The following is a 16061-nucleotide window of genomic DNA, read 5'->3' as shown; positions in this document are numbered from 1 at the left end:
CCCACCCCCACTGACCGGAACGGAGACGCGTGGACGCCGTCATCGAGAACCTGCCGACGTACCTCGAGGGCTTCAGGATGACCCTGCTGCTCCTCGTCGTGAGCGGCGTCGCGGCGCTCATCCTCGGCACGATCATCGCGGCGATGCGCATCTCGCCCGTCGCATCGCTGCGCGGTTTCGCGACGGTCTACACCGAGCTCGTGCGCAACACGCCGCTCACACTGGTGCTGTTCTTCTGCGCGATCATCCTGCCGTACCTCGGCTCGAGGCTCGACTACGTCACGGCAGCGATGATCGGCCTCTCCGTCTACACCTCGCCGTTCGTGGCGGAGGCGCTGCGATCGGGCATCAACGGCGTGCCGCTCGGCCAGGCCGAGGCGGCTCGCAGCGTCGGCCTGGGGTTCGGCCAGACCGTCAGCCTCGTGGTCATGCCGCAGGCGTTCCGCATGACGATCCCGCCGCTCATCAACGTCTTCATCGCGCTGACGAAGAACACCTCGGTGGCCGGCGGGTTCTTCGTCTTCGAGCTCTTCGCCGCGACCCGCGAGCTGGCGAATGCGAACGGCAACGCGGTGATCGCCATCCTGCTCGGGGCGGCGACGCTCTATCTCGTCGTCACGATCCCGCTCGGCGTGCTCGCGGCTCAACTCGAACGAAAGTGGGTGGTGCAGCGATGAGCCACTCGTCAGTGCTCTTCGATGCCCCCGGGCCCAAGGCTCGTCGGGTCTCGCTGATCTCCTCGATCATCGCCGGCCTCGCCATCGCCGCGGGGCTCGCCTGGATGGTGTGGACCCTCGCGCAACCGCGCGAGAGCGGCGGCATCACCCTGCCCGGCTTCTTCGCACCAACCCGGTGGGACATCTTCGCCGACCCCGAGGTCTGGCAGTTCATCATCATGGATGGTGTGCTCGGCACGCTCCGGGCTGCACTGGTGGCCGCCGTCTTCGCCGTCGCCCTCGGCATCCTGTTCTCGCTGCTGCGGAGCTCGCAGACGTCATGGATTCGCGTGCCGACCATGGTCGTGCTCGAGTTCCTCCGCGGCATGCCGGTGCTGCTCATGATGCTGTTCATCCTGCTGGTGCTGAACACCGGCTCGTATTGGGCCGTCGTGGCCGCGCTCAGCCTCTACAACGGCGCGCTCATCGGCGAGGCGCTGCGGGCGGGGCTCGCATCATTGCCTCGTGGGCAACGCGAGGCCGGCCTGAGCCTCGGCATGCGGCCGCTGCAGTCGAAGATGCTCGTGGAGTTCCCGCAGGCCTTCCGGCAGATGCTCCCGATCATCGTCGCCCAGCTCGTCGTGCTCCTGAAAGACACCTCGCTCGGCTACATCGTCGGCTACACCGAGCTGCTCCGCACGAACATGAACACCCTCGGCAGCTTCTACGGCAACCGGTACCTGTTCTCGCTCTTCGTCGTGACCCTCGTGCTCTACCTGATCATGAACCTCTCGCTGTCGTGGTTCGCGCGCTGGCTCTCGAAGCGCACTGCGTCGAAGTCGAGCGGCACCCAGCTCGATCCCGAAGACCCGAACCAGGCGATCCTCGTCGCAAAGGCGTCGGCGGCAGCACGGCAATCAGGGTCGCAGGCGGGCAGCCTCTGACCCCGGAGATCGTCCGACGAGGCACGGAGCTCGAGACCGGAGAAGGCTAGACTCGTTTCTCGTGTCCGAGCCCCGTGAAATCACCGAGAGCGCTGTCCAGACGGCGGTCGATCGAGCCCTCGCGGCCATCGCATCGGCCGGCGACTCCGCCGCGCTGAAGCAGGTCCGCACCGAGCACACGGGCGAGAAATCCGCCCTCGCGCTCCTGAACGCCGAACTCCGCAACGTTCCGAACGACCAGAAGGCCGCTCTCGGCAAGCTCGTCGGCGGCGCCCGCGGCCGAGTGAACCAGGCGTTCGCCGCCCGCGAGGCCGAGATCGTCGAGGCCGAGGCCGCCGCACAGCTCGCCGCCGAGTCGGTGGATGTCACGGCGCTCGCGTCGCGATACCGGCCGGGGGCGCGGCATCCGCTCTCTCTCTTGCAAGACCGCGTCTGCGACGTCTTCACCGGCATGGGCTGGGAGGTCGCCGAGGGGCCGGAGGTCGAGAGCGAGTGGTTCAACTTCGATGCGCTGAACTTCGACGCCGACCACCCCGCGCGCGCCATGCAGGACACCTTCTTCGTCGACCCGCCCGAGGCGCACCTGGTGCTCCGCACGCACACGAGCCCGGTGCAGATCCGCTCGATGCTCGAGCGCGAGCTGCCGCTCTACGTGCTCGCCCCGGGCCGCGTGTACCGCACCGACGAGTTCGACGCCACGCACCTGCCCGTCTTCATGCAGTTCGAGGGCCTCGCCGTCGACAAGGGCCTCACGATGGCGCACCTGAAGGGCACCCTCGATCACTTCGTGAAGTCGATCTTCGGCGACGAGGCGAAGATCCGCCTGCGCCCGAGCTACTTCCCCTTCACCGAGCCGTCGGCCGAGCTCGACTTCTGGCACCCGACCTTCAAGGGCGGCGCGCGCTGGATCGAGTGGGGCGGCTGCGGCATGGTGCACCCGAATGTGCTGCGGGCGGCCGGTATCGACCCCGAGGTCTACACCGGGTTCGCGTTCGGCATGGGCATCGAACGCGGGCTCATGCTTCGCAACGACGTGCAGGACATGCGCGAAATGGTCGAGGGAGACATCCGCTTCTCCCAGCAGTTCGGAATGGTGGTCTGAGACATGGCCGCGTGCGCAGCCCACTGGGGCTCGAATCCTTCCCTGATTTTCGGAATGGTGGTCTGAGACATGCGAGTTCCACTGAGCTGGCTCGCCGAGTACGTCGAGCTCGTGCCGGGCACGACGCCTGAAGACGTGCACGCAGCACTCGTCAAGGTCGGCCTCGAAGAGGAGGACGTGCATACGTTCGACCTCGAGGGTCCGATCGTCGTGGGCGAGGTGCTCGAGTTCGTCGAGGAGCCGCAGTCCAATGGCAAGACGATCCGCTGGTGCCAGGTGCGCGTCGCCCCCGACGGCGAGACCGCGGCCGACGGCGGCGACGCCGTGCATGGCATCGTCTGCGGCGCCCGCAACTTCTTCGTCGGCGACAAGGTCGTCGTGACGCTGCCGGGCGCCGTGCTGCCCGGCCCGTTCCCGATCGCGGCCCGCAAGACCTACGGGCACGTCTCCGACGGCATGATCGCCTCGGCTCGCGAGCTCGGCCTCGGCGAAGACCACGACGGCATCCTGCGTCTCTCGACGCTCGGCATCGACGCGCCCGTCGGCACCGACGCGATCACGCTGCTCGGCCTCGACGACGCCGCCATCGAGATCAACGTCACGCCCGACCGCGGCTACGCGTTCTCGATCCGCGGTGTCGCTCGCGAGTACGCGCACGCCACCGGGGCTCGCTTCCGCGATCCCGTCGAGCAGGCGGCGCCGGCGCCTGTGCCAACTGGAGCCGGCTCGGGCGACGCGTTCTCCGTCGTGATCGACGACGCGGCCCCGATCCGCGGCAGGATCGGCTCCTCGGTCTTTGCCACGCGCATCGTGCGCGACGTCGACGCCTCGCGGCCGACGCCGGCGTGGATGATCGCACGACTGAAGCTCGCCGGCATCCGCTCGATCTCGCTGCTCGTCGACATCACGAACTACGTCATGCTCGAGCTCGGCCAGCCGATCCACGGCTACGACCTCGACCAGCTCCGCGGCGGCATCGTCGTGCGGCGCGCCACGGCGGGGGAGAAGTTCACCACGCTCGACGGCAAGGAGCGCACGCTCGACGCCGAAGACCTCGTCGTCACCGACGACCGCGGGCCGATCGGCCTCGGCGGCGTCATGGGCGGCGCGGAGACCGAGATGGGGGAGACGACGCGCAACGTGCTCGTCGAGGCCGCCAACTGGGACCCGGTGTCGATCGCGCGCACCGCGCGTCGCCACAAGCTTCCGAGCGAGGCCGCCAAGCGCTACGAGCGCGGTGTCGACCCCGAGATCGCGGCCGCCGCCGTCTCCCGCGTCGCGCAGCTCATGGTCGACCTCGCCGGCGGCTCCGCCGATGCGGGCGGCTCCCTGATCTCGACCGTGCCGGCACGCGCGGCGATCCTCCTCCCGGCGGGCTTCGTCTCGAGGATCATCGGTGTCGAATACACCGAAGACGAGGTGCACGACGCCCTCGCCGAGATCGGCGGCGTCATCACCTCCGTCGATGGCGGCTTCTCGGTCGTGCCGCCGGCCTGGCGCCCCGACCTGACCGGCCGCGAAGAGCTCGCCGAAGAGGTCGCCCGCCTGATCGGCTACGACCGCATCCCGTCCGTGCTGCCCGTCGCGCCTCCGGGCCGCGGTCTCACGCGTTCGCAGCGTCTGCGCCGTCGCACGGCCGACGCGCTCGCGGCGGCCGGATCGGTCGAGGTGCTCTCGTTCCCGTTCGTCCCCGAATCCGACAACGCGGTGTTCGGCAGTGCAGACGGCGAGCCTGTGGCATCCGTGCGCATCGCGAACGCCCTCGACCAGACCGCGCCGTTCCTGCGTCGTTCGCTCGTACCGGGCCTGATCGGTGCTGCGCGGCGCAACCTCTCGCGCGGATTCACCGATCTCGACCTGTTCGAGATCGGCACGGTCTTCCTGCCGGAACCGGGGTACAGCTACGGCTCGCTCGAGCTGCCCCCGGGCGGCGCGAAGCCGAGCGACGAGATGCTCGCGTCGCTCGACGCCGGCATTCCGCCGCAGCCGCGCCACCTCGGAGCGCTCATCGTGGGCGACATGGTGGCGAAGCAGCCTGGTCAACCTGCCGTTGCCGCCGGCATCGCCGACGCGCTCGACGTCGTGCACCAGGTCGAACTGGCGACGGGCGCTCGCATCGACGTCTCGCAGGGCTCGCACCGGGCGATGCACCCGGGCCGCACGGCCGAGTTGCGCGTCGCCGGCACTCTCGTGGGCTACGCCGGCGAACTGCTGCCGGCACTCGCGACCGAGGCCGACCTGCCGCGGGTCGTTGCCGTCGTCGAGCTCGACCTCGACGCCGTCATCGCGCTGACCGATGCCGCGCTCGAGGCGCGCACGATCGACACGATGCCCGCCGCGACGCAGGATCTCTCGCTCATCGTGCCCGTCGGCGTCGCAGCGGCCGACGTCGCCGCTGCGATTCGCGAGGGCGCAGGCGCACTGCTCGAGCACCTCTCGATCGTCGACGACTACCGAGGCCAGGGCGTGCCCGCCGAGGCGAAGAGCCTGACGTTCGCGCTCAGGTTCCGTGCCGACGACCGCACGCTCACCGCGGCCGAGGCCAGCGAGGCGAAGCTCGCGGGTGCGGCGCTCGCGAACGAGCGGTTCGGAGCGACCATCCGCGAGTGATCGCTGTCGCGTGCGGCTGAAGGCCTGCGATTCCGAGGAGATCCGCGATTCCGAGGGTGATCGAACGTCGATCCGTCCTCGGAATTGCGGATCTCCTCGTTTCTGCGGTGACCATGGCGACAACGGGCGGGGGCGGCGGGGCCGCGCGTTCGCGCGCGTTTGCGCCGCGTTTGCGCCGCACGACCCGCCCCGGATAGGGTCGCTGTATGTCCGCCGCTCGGTTCGCAGCCCCCGCACGCTTCTCGCGTGTCGTCGTGGTGCGCAGCCGACGTCGTGGCGAGCGCCGACTCTAGGCGACCCCGCATGCGGCAACGGAGCCGAAGCAGGTGTCGCCGGAGCCATCCCTCGACATACCGACCGTCCAGGTCGCACGCGTCGCCGGGAGTCACTCGACCACTTCCGACCTTTGAGGTCGTATGCGTCGTCGTGAACCAACCTCGACCACTTCCGACCTTTAAGGTGGAACCATGACGTTCACCGTCGCCGTTTCCGGCGCGTCCGGCTATGCCGGAGGCGAGATCCTTCGCCTCCTCGCCGATCATCCCGATTTCGACGTGCGCACCGTGACCGCGCACTCCAATGCCGGCCAGCCGCTCATCGCGGTGCAGCCGCACCTGCGCAGCTACACGCATCTCACGTTGCAGGACACGACGGCCGAGAATCTCGCCGGTCACGACATCGTGTTCCTCGCGTTGCCGCACGGCGCGTCGGGGGCGATCGCCGCGCAGTTGCCGGCCGAGACCCTCGTCATCGACTGCGGCGCCGACCACCGTCTCGAGAGCAAGGCCGACTGGGCGGCGTTCTACGGCGGCGACTTCCACGGCGCGTGGACCTACGGGGTTCCCGAGCTGCCGCGCCTGACGGGCACGCAGCGCGACCGGCTCGCGAAGACGAAGCGCATCGCGGCGCCCGGCTGCAACGCCTCGACCGTCGCGCTGTCGCTCGCTCCGGGCATCCGGGCGGGGGTCATCGAGGCTTCCGACATCGTCTCGGTGCTCGCGGTCGGTCCGTCGGGTGCCGGCAAGAGCCTGAAGGCGCACCTGCTCGGCTCCGAGCTCCTCGGTTCGGCGAATCCCTACTCGGTCGGCGGCGTGCACCGCCACATCCCCGAGATCCAGCAGGCGCTGCGCTGGGCGGGCGGCGGCAACCCCACCATCTCGTTCACTCCCGTGATCGTGCCGATGTCGCGGGGCATCCTCGCGACCTCGACGGCGCGCATCGTTCCCGGCACGGATGCCGCGGCGGTCCGGGCCGCGTGGGAAGACGCCTATGCGGGCGAACGCTTCGTGCAGTTGCTGCCCGAGGGCCAATTCCCGCGCACGGCCGACGTGCTCGGTGCGAACACTGCGCTCCTCGGCCTCCAGATCGACGAGAACTCGGGCCGCGTCGTCGTGGTGGCCGCCGTCGACAACCTCGTGAAGGGCACCGCGGGTGCCGCCATCCAGTCCGCGAACATCGCACTCGGGCTCACCGAGTCGACCGGACTCCCCGTGAACGGAGTCGCCCCGTGACCGTCACCCGCCCGCAGGGATTCGAGGCGGCGGGCATCGCCGCGGGCATCAAGCGATCGGGTGCGCTCGACCTCGCGCTCGTCGTGAACCGCGGACCATCGCAGCAGGCCGCGGTCGTGTTCACCTCGAACCGGGCGCAGGCGAACCCGATCATCTGGTCGAAGCAGGTCGCTGCCGACGGCATCGTCTCGGCGATCGTGCTGAACTCCGGCGGAGCCAACTGCTTCACGGGCCCAGAGGGCTTCCAGGTCACGCACCGCACGGCCGAGGCCGTCGCGTCGGGCCTCGGCATCGCGGCCGGCGACGTGCTCGTCTGCTCGACGGGGCTCATCGGCGACCAGCTCGACGGCGAGGTGCTCGAAGAGGGTGTCGTCTCGGCGATCGCCCGCCTCTCGGGCGACGGCGGCGATGATGCGGCGCGGGCGATCATGACGACCGACACGACGCCGAAGCAGGTCGTCGTCGAGGGCGACGGCTGGTCGATCGGCGGCATCGCGAAGGGAGCCGGCATGCTGGCACCCGGTCTCGCGACGATGCTGGTGGTCGTGACGACGGATGCCGCGTTGCCGGCGCCTGATCTCGACGCCGCGCTCCGCGAGGCCACCCGAGTGACGTTCGACCGGCTCGACTCCGACGGCTGCATGTCGACGAACGACCAGGTGTCGCTGCTGGCCTCTGGGGCGTCGGGCGTGACGCCCGACCTCGCCGAGTTCACCGCTGCCCTGACGGAGGCGTGCCAGAACCTGGCGCTGCAGCTGCAGGCCGACGCCGAGGGCGCGAGCCACGACATCGCGATCGAGGTCGTCGGTGCGGTGACCGAAGACGACGCGGTCGAGGTCGGGCGCTCGGTGGCCCGCAACAACCTGTTCAAGGCGGCCATCTTCGGCAACGACCCCAACTGGGGCCGGGTACTCGCCGCGATCGGTACGACGAGCGCGCCGTTCGACCCGTATCTCGTCGACGTCTCGATGAACGGGGTGCGCGTCTGCCATGCCGGGCGCCCCGACGCCCCGCGCGACCAGGTCGATCTCACGCCGCGGGCGACGCACGTGCTCATCGAGCTGCACGCGGGCGAGGCATCCGCCACCATCTTCACGAACGATCTCACGCACGACTACGTGCATGAGAACAGCGCCTACGCGAGTTGAGCATGAGCGACGAGACAGAACCCGAAGACACGAACGACGCCGCGGCGAAGGCCCAGGTGCTCATCGATTCGCTGCCGTGGCTGAAGCGATTCCACGGCGAGACGATCGTCGTCAAGTTCGGCGGCAACGCGATGGTGAGCCCTGAACTGCAGCGCGCGTTCGCCGAGGACATGGTCTACCTGCGCTACGCGGGCATCAAGCCCGTCATCGTGCACGGCGGCGGCCCGCAGATCTCGGCGATGCTCGAGCGGCTCGGCATTCCGAGCGAGTTCCGCGGCGGATATCGCGTGACGACACCAGAGACCATGGACGTCGTGCGCATGGTGCTCTCGGGTCAGGTGAATCGCGAGCTCGTCTCGCTCATCAACGAGCACGGCCCGCTCGCGTCGGGCCTCTCGGGCGAAGACGCCGGACTCTTCACCGGGCGCAGGCGCGGCGCCGTCGTCGACGGCGAAGAGGTCGACCTCGGACTCGTCGGCGACGTCATCGCCGTCGACCCGGCCGCGGTGCTGGCCGAACTCGCCGCCGAGCGCATCCCCGTGGTCTCCTCGATCGCGCCCGACGGAGACGTGACCGGCCAGTCGCTGAACGTCAACGCCGACTCGGCCGCGGCATCGCTCGCGGTCGCGCTCGGCGCGGCGAAGCTCGTGATCCTCACCGACGTCGCGGGCCTCTATCGCGACTGGCCGAACCGCGACTCGCTCGTCTCGGTCATCGACGTGCCCTCGCTCATCGAGCTGCTCCCGAGCCTCGAGTCGGGCATGATCCCGAAGATGTCGGCGTGCCTCGAAGCCGTCGAGGGCGGCGTCGCGAAGGCGGCGATCATCGACGGTCGCGTGCCGCACTCGATCCTGCTCGAGGTCTTCACGCAGTCGGGCATCGGCACCGAGGTGGTGGCGGCATGAACGACTGGCAGCTGCGATTCGACCAGCGCATCATGCGCTCCATCGGCATGCCGCTCGCGAAGCTCGAGCACGGCTCCGGCGCCTGGGTGACGGATGCCGCGGGCACGACCTACCTCGACTTCCTCGCCGGCATCGCGGTGAACTCCCTCGGGCACGCCCACCCCGTGTTCGTCGAGGCGGTCACCGCGCAGGCGTCGAAGCTCGCGCACGTGTCGAACTACTTCACGACCGAGCCCGCGCTCGAACTCGCCGAGCGGCTCGTGCGCCTCGCTGGCGCCGGGCCCGACGGGCGCGCCTGGTTCGGCAACTCGGGCGCCGAGGCCAACGAGGCTGCGTTCAAGCTCGCCCGGCTGAACAACTCGGGCGGTGCGCGCACCCGCGTGATCGCGCTCGTCGACGCCTTCCACGGGCGCACGATGGGCTCGCTGGCCCTGACCGGCAAGCCGCACATGCGGGCGCCGTTCGAGCCGATGGCCGGGGGAGTGGAGCACATCCCCGCGACGATCGAGGCGCTCGAGGCAGCCATCGACGACGCGGTCGCCGCCGTCTTCGTGGAGCCGATCCAGGGCGAGGCGGGTGTCGTCGAACTGCCCGAGGGGTTCCTCGAGCGGGCCCGCGAGCTGACGCTCCGGCACGGCGCGCTGCTCATCGTCGACGAGATCCAGACCGGAGCCGGCCGCACCGGTGAGTGGTTCGGCTTCCAGCACGACGGCATCACGCCCGACGCGATCACGGTCGCGAAGGGCATCGGCGGCGGCATCCCGATCGGCGGTCTCGTCACCTTCGGCCGTGCATCCGGGCTGTACCAGAAGGGCCATCACGGCTCGACGTTCGGCGGCAATCCGCTCGCGACCGCGGTCGCCAACGCCGTGCTCGGCGAGATCGAGCGCGCCGGACTGGTCGAGAACGCCGCCCTGCGCGGCGTGCAGCTGCGCCGGCGCATCGAGGCGATCGGTTCGCCGCTCGTTGCGGGCACGCGCGGTCGCGGGCTCCTCGTCGGCGTCGCGCTGACCGCGCCGGTCGCCGGCGACGTCGTCGCGCACGCCATGCGCCACGGGCTCATCGTGAACGCCGCGAACGACACCACCATCCGCATCGCGCCGCCGCTCATCATCGGCGACGCCGAGATCGACGAGTTCGAGGTGCGCTTCTCGCGCGCCCTCTCCGACGCTCACCCGTACTGACCCGACCGACCTCCCCACGAACGGACGCTCCACATGACCCGCCACTTCCTCCGGGACGACGACCTCACCCAGGCCGAGCAGATCGAGATCCTCGATCTCGCCGAGCAGCTCAAGGCCGACCGCTGGTCGCAGACCCCGCTCGCCGGCCCGCAGACCGTCGCCGTGATCTTCGACAAGTCCTCGACGCGCACGCGCGTGTCGTTCGCTGTCGGCATCGCCGACCTCGGCGGCTCACCGCTCATCATCTCGACCGCGAACAGCCAGCTCGGCGGCAAGGAGACCCCCTCCGACACCGCCCGCGTGCTCGAGCGAATGGTCTCCGCGATCGTCTGGCGCACCTACGCGCAGTCGGGGCTCGAAGAGATGGCCGCAGGCACCACCGTCCCCGTCGTCAACGCCCTCTCCGACGACTTCCACCCATGTCAGCTCCTCGCCGACCTGCTCACGATCCGCGAGCACAAGGGCCGGCTCGCCGGGCTCACGGTCACCTTCCTCGGCGACGGCCGCAGCAACATGGCGCAGTCGTACCTGCTCGCCGGCGCCACCGCCGGCATGCACGTGCGCATCGCCGCTCCCGCGGAGTTCGCCCCCGAGGCATCCGTCGTCGCCGACGCCGAGCGCATCGCGGCGACGACGGGCGGCTCCGTCGCCGTCGTCACCGACGGACGCGAATCCGTGACGGGCGCCGACGTCGTGGTCACCGACACCTGGGTGTCGATGGGCAAAGAGGAGGAGAAGGCGCATCGCGTCGCCACCTTCGGCGGGTACCAGGTCGATGACGAACTCATGTCGCACGCGGCATCCGACGCCGTGTTCATGCACTGCCTGCCCGCCGATCGCGGCTACGAGGTGAGCGCCGACGTCATCGACGGTCCGAAGTCGATCATCTGGGATGAAGCGGAGAACCGCCTGCACGCGCAGAAGGCGCTGCTCGTGTGGCTGCTCGCGAGGAAGGACGCCTGATGAGCGACGAGAACGGCATCGACGGCACGGCCGAGGCCCACGGCACCAACGAAGGTTCGCTCTGGGGTGCGCGCTTCGCCTCCGGCCCCTCGCCCGAGCTGGCGCGCCTCTCGAAGTCGACGCACTTCGACTGGCAGCTCGCGGGCTACGACCTCGCGGGGTCGCGCGCGCACGCCCGCGCACTCGCTGCGGCGGGCTACCTCGAAGCCGATGAACTCGAGTCGATGCTCGCCGGGCTCGACACCCTCGAGGCGCGCGTCGTCTCGGGCGAGATCGTCGCCGAGGAGGGCGACGAAGACGTGCACGGCGCCCTCGAGGCCGCCCTGATCACGATCGTCGGCCCCGAGCTCGGCGGCAAGCTCCGCGCGGGCCGCAGCCGCAACGACCAGATCGCCACGCTCGTGCGCCTCTATCTGAAAGACCACGCCGCGACCATCGGTCGCGACCTCGTGCACCTCATCGACGCGCTCGCCGCGCAGGCCGACGTGCACCGCACGGCGATCATGCCCGGGCGCACGCACCTGCAGCACGCGCAGCCGGTGCTCCTCGCCCACCATCTGCTGGCACACGGGTGGGCGCTGTCACGCGACCTCGAACGGCTCGTCGACTGGACCAAGCGAGCGGATGTCTCGCCTTACGGCGGCGGCGCCCTCGCCGGCTCGACCCTGGGCCTCGACGCGGCATCCGTCGCCCGCGACCTCGGGCTTGCGAGCCCGGCCGAGAACTCGATCGACGCCACCGCGAGCCGCGACGTGGTCGCCGAGTTCGCCTTCGTCACGGCCATGATCGGCATCGACCTCTCGCGCTTCGCGGAGGAGATCATCCTCTGGAACACCCGCGAGTTCGGGTTCGTCACGCTGCACGACGGCTATTCGACCGGTTCGTCGATCATGCCGCAGAAGAAGAACCCCGACATCGCCGAGCTTGCTCGCGGCAAGTCTGGCCGGCTGATCGGCAATCTCACCGGTCTGCTCTCGACGCTGAAGGCGCTGCCGCTCGCCTACAACCGTGACCTGCAGGAAGACAAGGAGCCCGTCTTCGACTCCGTCGAGACGCTCGAGGTGCTGCTGCCGGCCTTCACCGGGATGGTCGCGACCCTGACCTTCCACACCGAGCGCATGGCCGAGCTCGCACCGGCCGGCTTCTCCCTGGCGACGGATGTCGCGGAGTGGCTCGTGAAGCGCTGGGTGCCGTTCCGCGACGCCCACGAGATCACCGGCAGCCTCGTTCGATACGCCGAAGACCACGGTCTCGAACTCGACGCCGTCGACGACGCCGCCCTCGCGGCGATCTCGACGCACCTCACGCCCGAGGTGCGCGAGGTGCTCACGGTCGAGGGGTCGGTCGCGAGCCGCGACGGCATCGGCGGCACGGCCCCCGTGCGCGTCGACGAGCAGTTCTCCCGTCTCGCCGACCGGGTGCGACACCTCGTGGCGAGCCTGCCCGTGGAGAACAGCCCGGAGGCGAGCAGCTGAACGACCTCGTCACTCCCGACCGGGCGTTCTTCGAACAGGATCCCGTCGCGCTGGCACCGCTCCTCCTCGGGGCGGTGCTGGCCTTCGACGCGCCTGACGGCTGCGTGGCGATTCGTCTCTCAGAGCTCGAGGCGTATCGGGGCGTGGGCGAGGATCCCGGCTCGCATGCCTTCCGAGGCCGGACCCCGCGCAACGAGGTGATGTTCGGCGCACCAGGGCACCTGTACGCGTATTTCAGCTACGGCATGCACGTGTGCCTGAACATCGTCGCGAGGCCGGCGGGCACCTCATCGGGCGTGCTGATGCGCGGAGCCACCGTCGTCGACGGCATCGAGCTGGCGCGGCGTCGCCGACCTGGCGTCCCCGACCGCGATCTCGCGCGCGGCCCGGGTCGACTCGCAAAGACGCTCGGGGTGCCGCTCGAGGCGCGCGGCAGCGACCTGCTCGCGCCGCCGTTCACCCTGCAGGTGCTGGCGGCTCCGTTGCACGCGGCGAGCGGACCGCGCACGGGTGTCGGCGGCGAGGGCGGCGGCTCGCGGTATCCGTGGCGGTTCTGGCTGCCCGGCGACGAGGGTGTGTCCCCGTATCGGCGGCACAAGCTCGCGGCGGAGTGACGGCAGCGGCCACGCGGCATCCGCTGATCTGAATGAGCCGAGCGCCCCAGGTCGGCCGCGACGTCGCGTGAAGCGCGTGAAGCGCGTGCTCAGCGCAGCGCGAGATGCACGACGAGCGCGCCGGCGCACGCCCAGATGAGGCTCGCGAAGGTGCCGATGATGAATCGCTCGCGGGCCTCGGGCGCCTCGAGCTCTGTGAACCGGCCGACGCCCTTGACGGCCACGACGATCGCGAGTGCCTCAGGGAAGCCGGCGATGATGGCGCCCGCCGAGGCGATGCGTTCGAGCACGCCGATCGTCAGGCCGCCGCGCAGCACCTCGCGTCGAGTGGTCGCCTGCACGCCGCGGCGCTCCTCGTCGGCCGAGCGCTTCTCGGCGACGATGATGCCGCCGTGGAGGCCTGGTGCGACGGTGCCGCCCATCGCGAGGTCGAGTGCCGTCGACGCGGCCGGACTGCCGCCGAAGACGGCGACGGTGAGGCCGAGCACGGTGATCAGCGGTGCGAGACCGAACTGGGCAGGACTGTTCGCCGACGCCGCTGCGAGCAGCGCCACGCCCAGTGCGCCGGCGGCGAACCAGATGTAGGCGCGGCGCGGGCGCAGGTAGGAGAGCACCGAGAGCCCGGCCGCGGCGACCATGGAGATCACGAGGGCCGACCACGTGATGGCGTCGGCGATGAAGACGAAGTGGTTCATGCGCTGGCTCCAGTCGATTCGTCGAGGTTCTCGAGCAGCCTAGCGAGCGCGGGCACGGCATCGAGCTCGGCGCGGATGTTCGCGGACTTCATGCGCGAGCTGATGGCCGGGGCGCTCACCCCGAGCTCGTCGGCGATCTCCGACTGCATGGCGCCGGCGACGATGCGGTCGTAGACCTCCCAGCCCTGGTCGGACCTGCGTTCGCGGAGGAGGAGCGCGAGCCGGAACAGCGCCTCCACATGCTCGGCGTCGCCGTGCGCCGCTTCGATCGCGAGGCGCGGCGAGCTCTTCTTGGCCCGCTCGACGGCGTCGCGTGCTGCGAAGAACGCCTCGCCGCTGGCTTCCCGGATGTCGCTGGGCAGGGGAGTGCGCACGTCGCCGCAGCCGATTCCGACGCTCCAGTCGCCGGTGCGCGTGAGGTCGAGGACGACGTCGACGACCGTGCGCGCATCGCGGGTGAGCAGTTGGATCTCGTCTCCGGCGTTGCGGGCGACGGGGAGCAGCAGGTGCTCGCCGTGCTCGCGCTGGAGGCGATCACGGGCAGCGCCGGCGAGATCGGCGGTGGTGCGGCTCGCAACCTGATCTGCGGTGACGACGATCATGATGCCTCCTTCAGCTTGCAGCGTTCATTGGCATGGGAATAAGCATACAGCATTAATCAAGAAGTGGTTAGAGATGGAACCTAATCCGCGCGCTGATAACCTGACGGAGTGTCAGACCCCGTGATCCTCAGTACCCAGCACAACGACGACTCGTTCGCAGACGTCTGGGAGGAGCTCGTCTGGCGCGGCCTCGTGCATGTGTCGACCGACCAGGCTGCGCTGAAAGAGCTTCTCGCGGGCGAGCCGATCACGTATTACTGCGGGTTCGACCCCACGGCGCCGAGCCTGCACCTCGGCAACCTCGTGCAGCTGCTGACGATGCGCCGCATCCAGCTCGCCGGGCACAAGCCGCTCGGGCTCGTCGGCGGTTCGACCGGTCTGATCGGCGATCCCCGACCCACTGCCGAGCGCACGTTGAACACCAAGGAGACCGTCGCCGAGTGGGTCGGATACCTGCAGGGCCAGGTCTCCCGATTCCTCTCAGGCGAGGGTGAGAACGCGGTTCGACTCGTCAACAACCTCGATTGGACGGGCGGGCTCTCGGCCATCGACTTCCTGCGCGAGATCGGCAAGCACTACCGCGTCGGCACGATGCTGAAGAAGGACGCGGTGGCCTCGCGCCTGAACTCCGACGCCGGCATCAGCTACACCGAGTTCAGCTACCAGATCCTGCAGGGCTTCGACTACCTCGAGCTCTACCGGCAGTACGGCTGCATGCTGCAGACAGGCGGCAGCGACCAGTGGGGCAACCTCACGAGCGGCACGGATCTCATCCACCGTGTGGAGGGGGCCAGCGTGCACGCGATCGGAACCCCGCTCGTCACGAACTCCGACGGCACGAAGTTCGGCAAGAGCGAAGGAAACGCCATCTGGCTGGATGCCTCGATGTGCAGCCCGTACGCGTTCTACCAGTTCTGGCTCAACACCGACGACGCGGACGTGATCTCGCGGCTGAAGATCTTCACGTTCCTGACTCGTGAGCGCATCGAGGAGCTCGAGGCGCTCGTCGCGACCGAGCCGTTCAAGCGCGAGGCGCAGAAGGTGCTCGCGACCGAGGTCACCACGCTGGTGCACGGAGCCGATGCGACGCAGGCCGTGATCGACGCATCTCGCGCGCTGTTCGGGCAGGGCGATCTCGCGGCCCTCGATCGAACGACGCTCGAGGCGGCACTTCGCGAACTGCCCAACACCACGGCCACGACGGATGCCTCGGTCGTCCAGCTGCTCGTCGACACCGGTCTCGTCTCGAGCCAGAGCGAAGGCCGGCGAGCCATCGCCCAGGGCGGAGTCTCCCTCGACAACGTGCGCATCGACGATGACACGGCGACGCTCGACGGTCGCGTGGCGGCAGGCGGCATGGCGGTGCTTCGCCGCGGCAAGAAGACGCTCGCCGGAATCTTCGTCGAATAGCGGCTTCTCGTCGCGTTCCGAGCCCCGGTCGTTCACTTCGGTGAGCGGCCGGGCTCCGTGCGTTTCCGGGGCTCTCAGGGCGACACGCCCGGGATGCATGGGGGATTTGCGGATGATTGCGGGGCCCGCGTAAAGTAATCCTTCGTTGCCCCACAGGAGCGCAGAGCGGGATTGCTGTGAAGCGTCTGGTTCTGATCCTCAAGTTGGCACGATGATCCCGAGCTCGTGAAGGTTTGTTCTTC

At 69.6% G+C, this 16061-nt stretch carries 14 protein-coding genes; 12 read left to right on the top strand and 2 right to left on the bottom strand.

Going from position 1 to position 16061, the window contains the following annotated elements:
• The first annotated feature begins 29 nt into the window (after positions 1–29).
• The 11 genes from VPH61_RS10375 to VPH61_RS10325 all read left to right on the top strand — a co-directional run bounded on the left by VPH61_RS10375 (position 30) and on the right by VPH61_RS10325 (position 13112).
• Positions 30–677: an amino acid ABC transporter permease gene (locus tag VPH61_RS10375; RefSeq protein ID WP_332063424.1), complete on the top strand. Its 648-nt coding sequence runs from the start codon at positions 30–32 to the stop codon at positions 675–677.
• Positions 674–1600, top strand: coding sequence for an amino acid ABC transporter permease (locus VPH61_RS10370; protein ID WP_332063423.1), 927 nt, complete (start codon positions 674–676; stop codon positions 1598–1600). The genes VPH61_RS10375 and VPH61_RS10370 overlap by 4 nt, the downstream gene beginning before the upstream one ends.
• A 61-nt stretch (positions 1601–1661) precedes the next feature.
• Positions 1662–2702, top strand: coding sequence for a phenylalanine--tRNA ligase subunit alpha (pheS, locus tag VPH61_RS10365; protein ID WP_332063422.1), 1041 nt, complete (start codon positions 1662–1664; stop codon positions 2700–2702).
• A 69-nt stretch (positions 2703–2771) separates the two neighbouring features.
• Complete coding sequence (pheT, locus tag VPH61_RS10360) at positions 2772–5312, top strand: phenylalanine--tRNA ligase subunit beta (protein ID WP_332063421.1); 2541 nt, start codon at positions 2772–2774, stop codon at positions 5310–5312.
• A 467-nt stretch (positions 5313–5779) separates the two neighbouring features.
• The gene (gene argC / locus VPH61_RS10355) at positions 5780–6823 is read left to right on the top strand and encodes an N-acetyl-gamma-glutamyl-phosphate reductase (RefSeq protein ID WP_332063420.1); all 1044 of its coding nucleotides are present in this window, start codon (positions 5780–5782) and stop codon (positions 6821–6823) included.
• A complete protein-coding gene (argJ, locus tag VPH61_RS10350; protein WP_332063419.1) occupies positions 6820–7971 on the top strand; it encodes a bifunctional glutamate N-acetyltransferase/amino-acid acetyltransferase ArgJ in 1152 nt (383 codons plus the stop codon). The genes argC and argJ overlap by 4 nt, the downstream gene beginning before the upstream one ends.
• A 2-nt stretch (positions 7972–7973) precedes the next feature.
• On the top strand, positions 7974–8876 hold the full coding sequence (gene argB, locus VPH61_RS10345; RefSeq protein ID WP_332063418.1) for an acetylglutamate kinase: 903 nt from the start codon (positions 7974–7976) through the stop codon (positions 8874–8876).
• Positions 8873–10060, top strand: a complete 1188-nt coding sequence (locus tag VPH61_RS10340) for an acetylornithine transaminase (protein ID WP_332063417.1) — start codon at positions 8873–8875, stop codon at positions 10058–10060. Before argB ends, VPH61_RS10340 begins: the two co-directional genes overlap by 4 nt.
• Before the next feature lie 33 nt (positions 10061–10093).
• The gene (gene argF, locus VPH61_RS10335) at positions 10094–11023 is read left to right on the top strand and encodes an ornithine carbamoyltransferase (protein WP_332063416.1); all 930 of its coding nucleotides are present in this window, start codon (positions 10094–10096) and stop codon (positions 11021–11023) included.
• Entirely contained in the window at positions 11023–12498 is a 1476-nt protein-coding gene (gene argH / locus VPH61_RS10330) for an argininosuccinate lyase (protein ID WP_332063415.1), read from the top strand. Before argF ends, argH begins: the two co-directional genes overlap by 1 nt.
• Positions 12495–13112: a DNA-3-methyladenine glycosylase gene (locus tag VPH61_RS10325; RefSeq protein ID WP_332063744.1), complete on the top strand. Its 618-nt coding sequence runs from the start codon at positions 12495–12497 to the stop codon at positions 13110–13112. Before argH ends, VPH61_RS10325 begins: the two co-directional genes overlap by 4 nt.
• 89 nt (positions 13113–13201) lie before the next feature.
• Here VPH61_RS10325 and VPH61_RS10320 read toward each other — a convergent pair whose 3' ends face one another.
• Both VPH61_RS10320 and VPH61_RS10315 read right to left on the bottom strand, forming a co-directional pair.
• Positions 13202–13807: a hypothetical protein gene (locus tag VPH61_RS10320; RefSeq protein ID WP_332063414.1), complete on the bottom strand. Its 606-nt coding sequence runs from the start codon at positions 13805–13807 to the stop codon at positions 13202–13204.
• Positions 13804–14409, bottom strand: coding sequence for a DNA-binding protein (locus tag VPH61_RS10315; protein WP_332063413.1), 606 nt, complete (start codon positions 14407–14409; stop codon positions 13804–13806). The genes VPH61_RS10320 and VPH61_RS10315 overlap by 4 nt, the downstream gene beginning before the upstream one ends.
• A 108-nt stretch (positions 14410–14517) precedes the next feature.
• Here VPH61_RS10315 and tyrS point away from each other — a divergent pair, with 108 nt between their 5' ends.
• Positions 14518–15819, top strand: coding sequence for a tyrosine--tRNA ligase (gene tyrS, locus VPH61_RS10310; protein ID WP_332063412.1), 1302 nt, complete (start codon positions 14518–14520; stop codon positions 15817–15819).
• The last annotated feature ends 242 nt before the right edge of the window (positions 15820–16061 follow it).

The organism is Agromyces sp. CCNWLW203 (assembly GCF_036576125.1).
GTDB lineage: Bacteria > Actinomycetota > Actinomycetes > Actinomycetales > Microbacteriaceae > Agromyces.
This window is presented reverse-complemented; position numbering and strand designations above follow the sequence as displayed.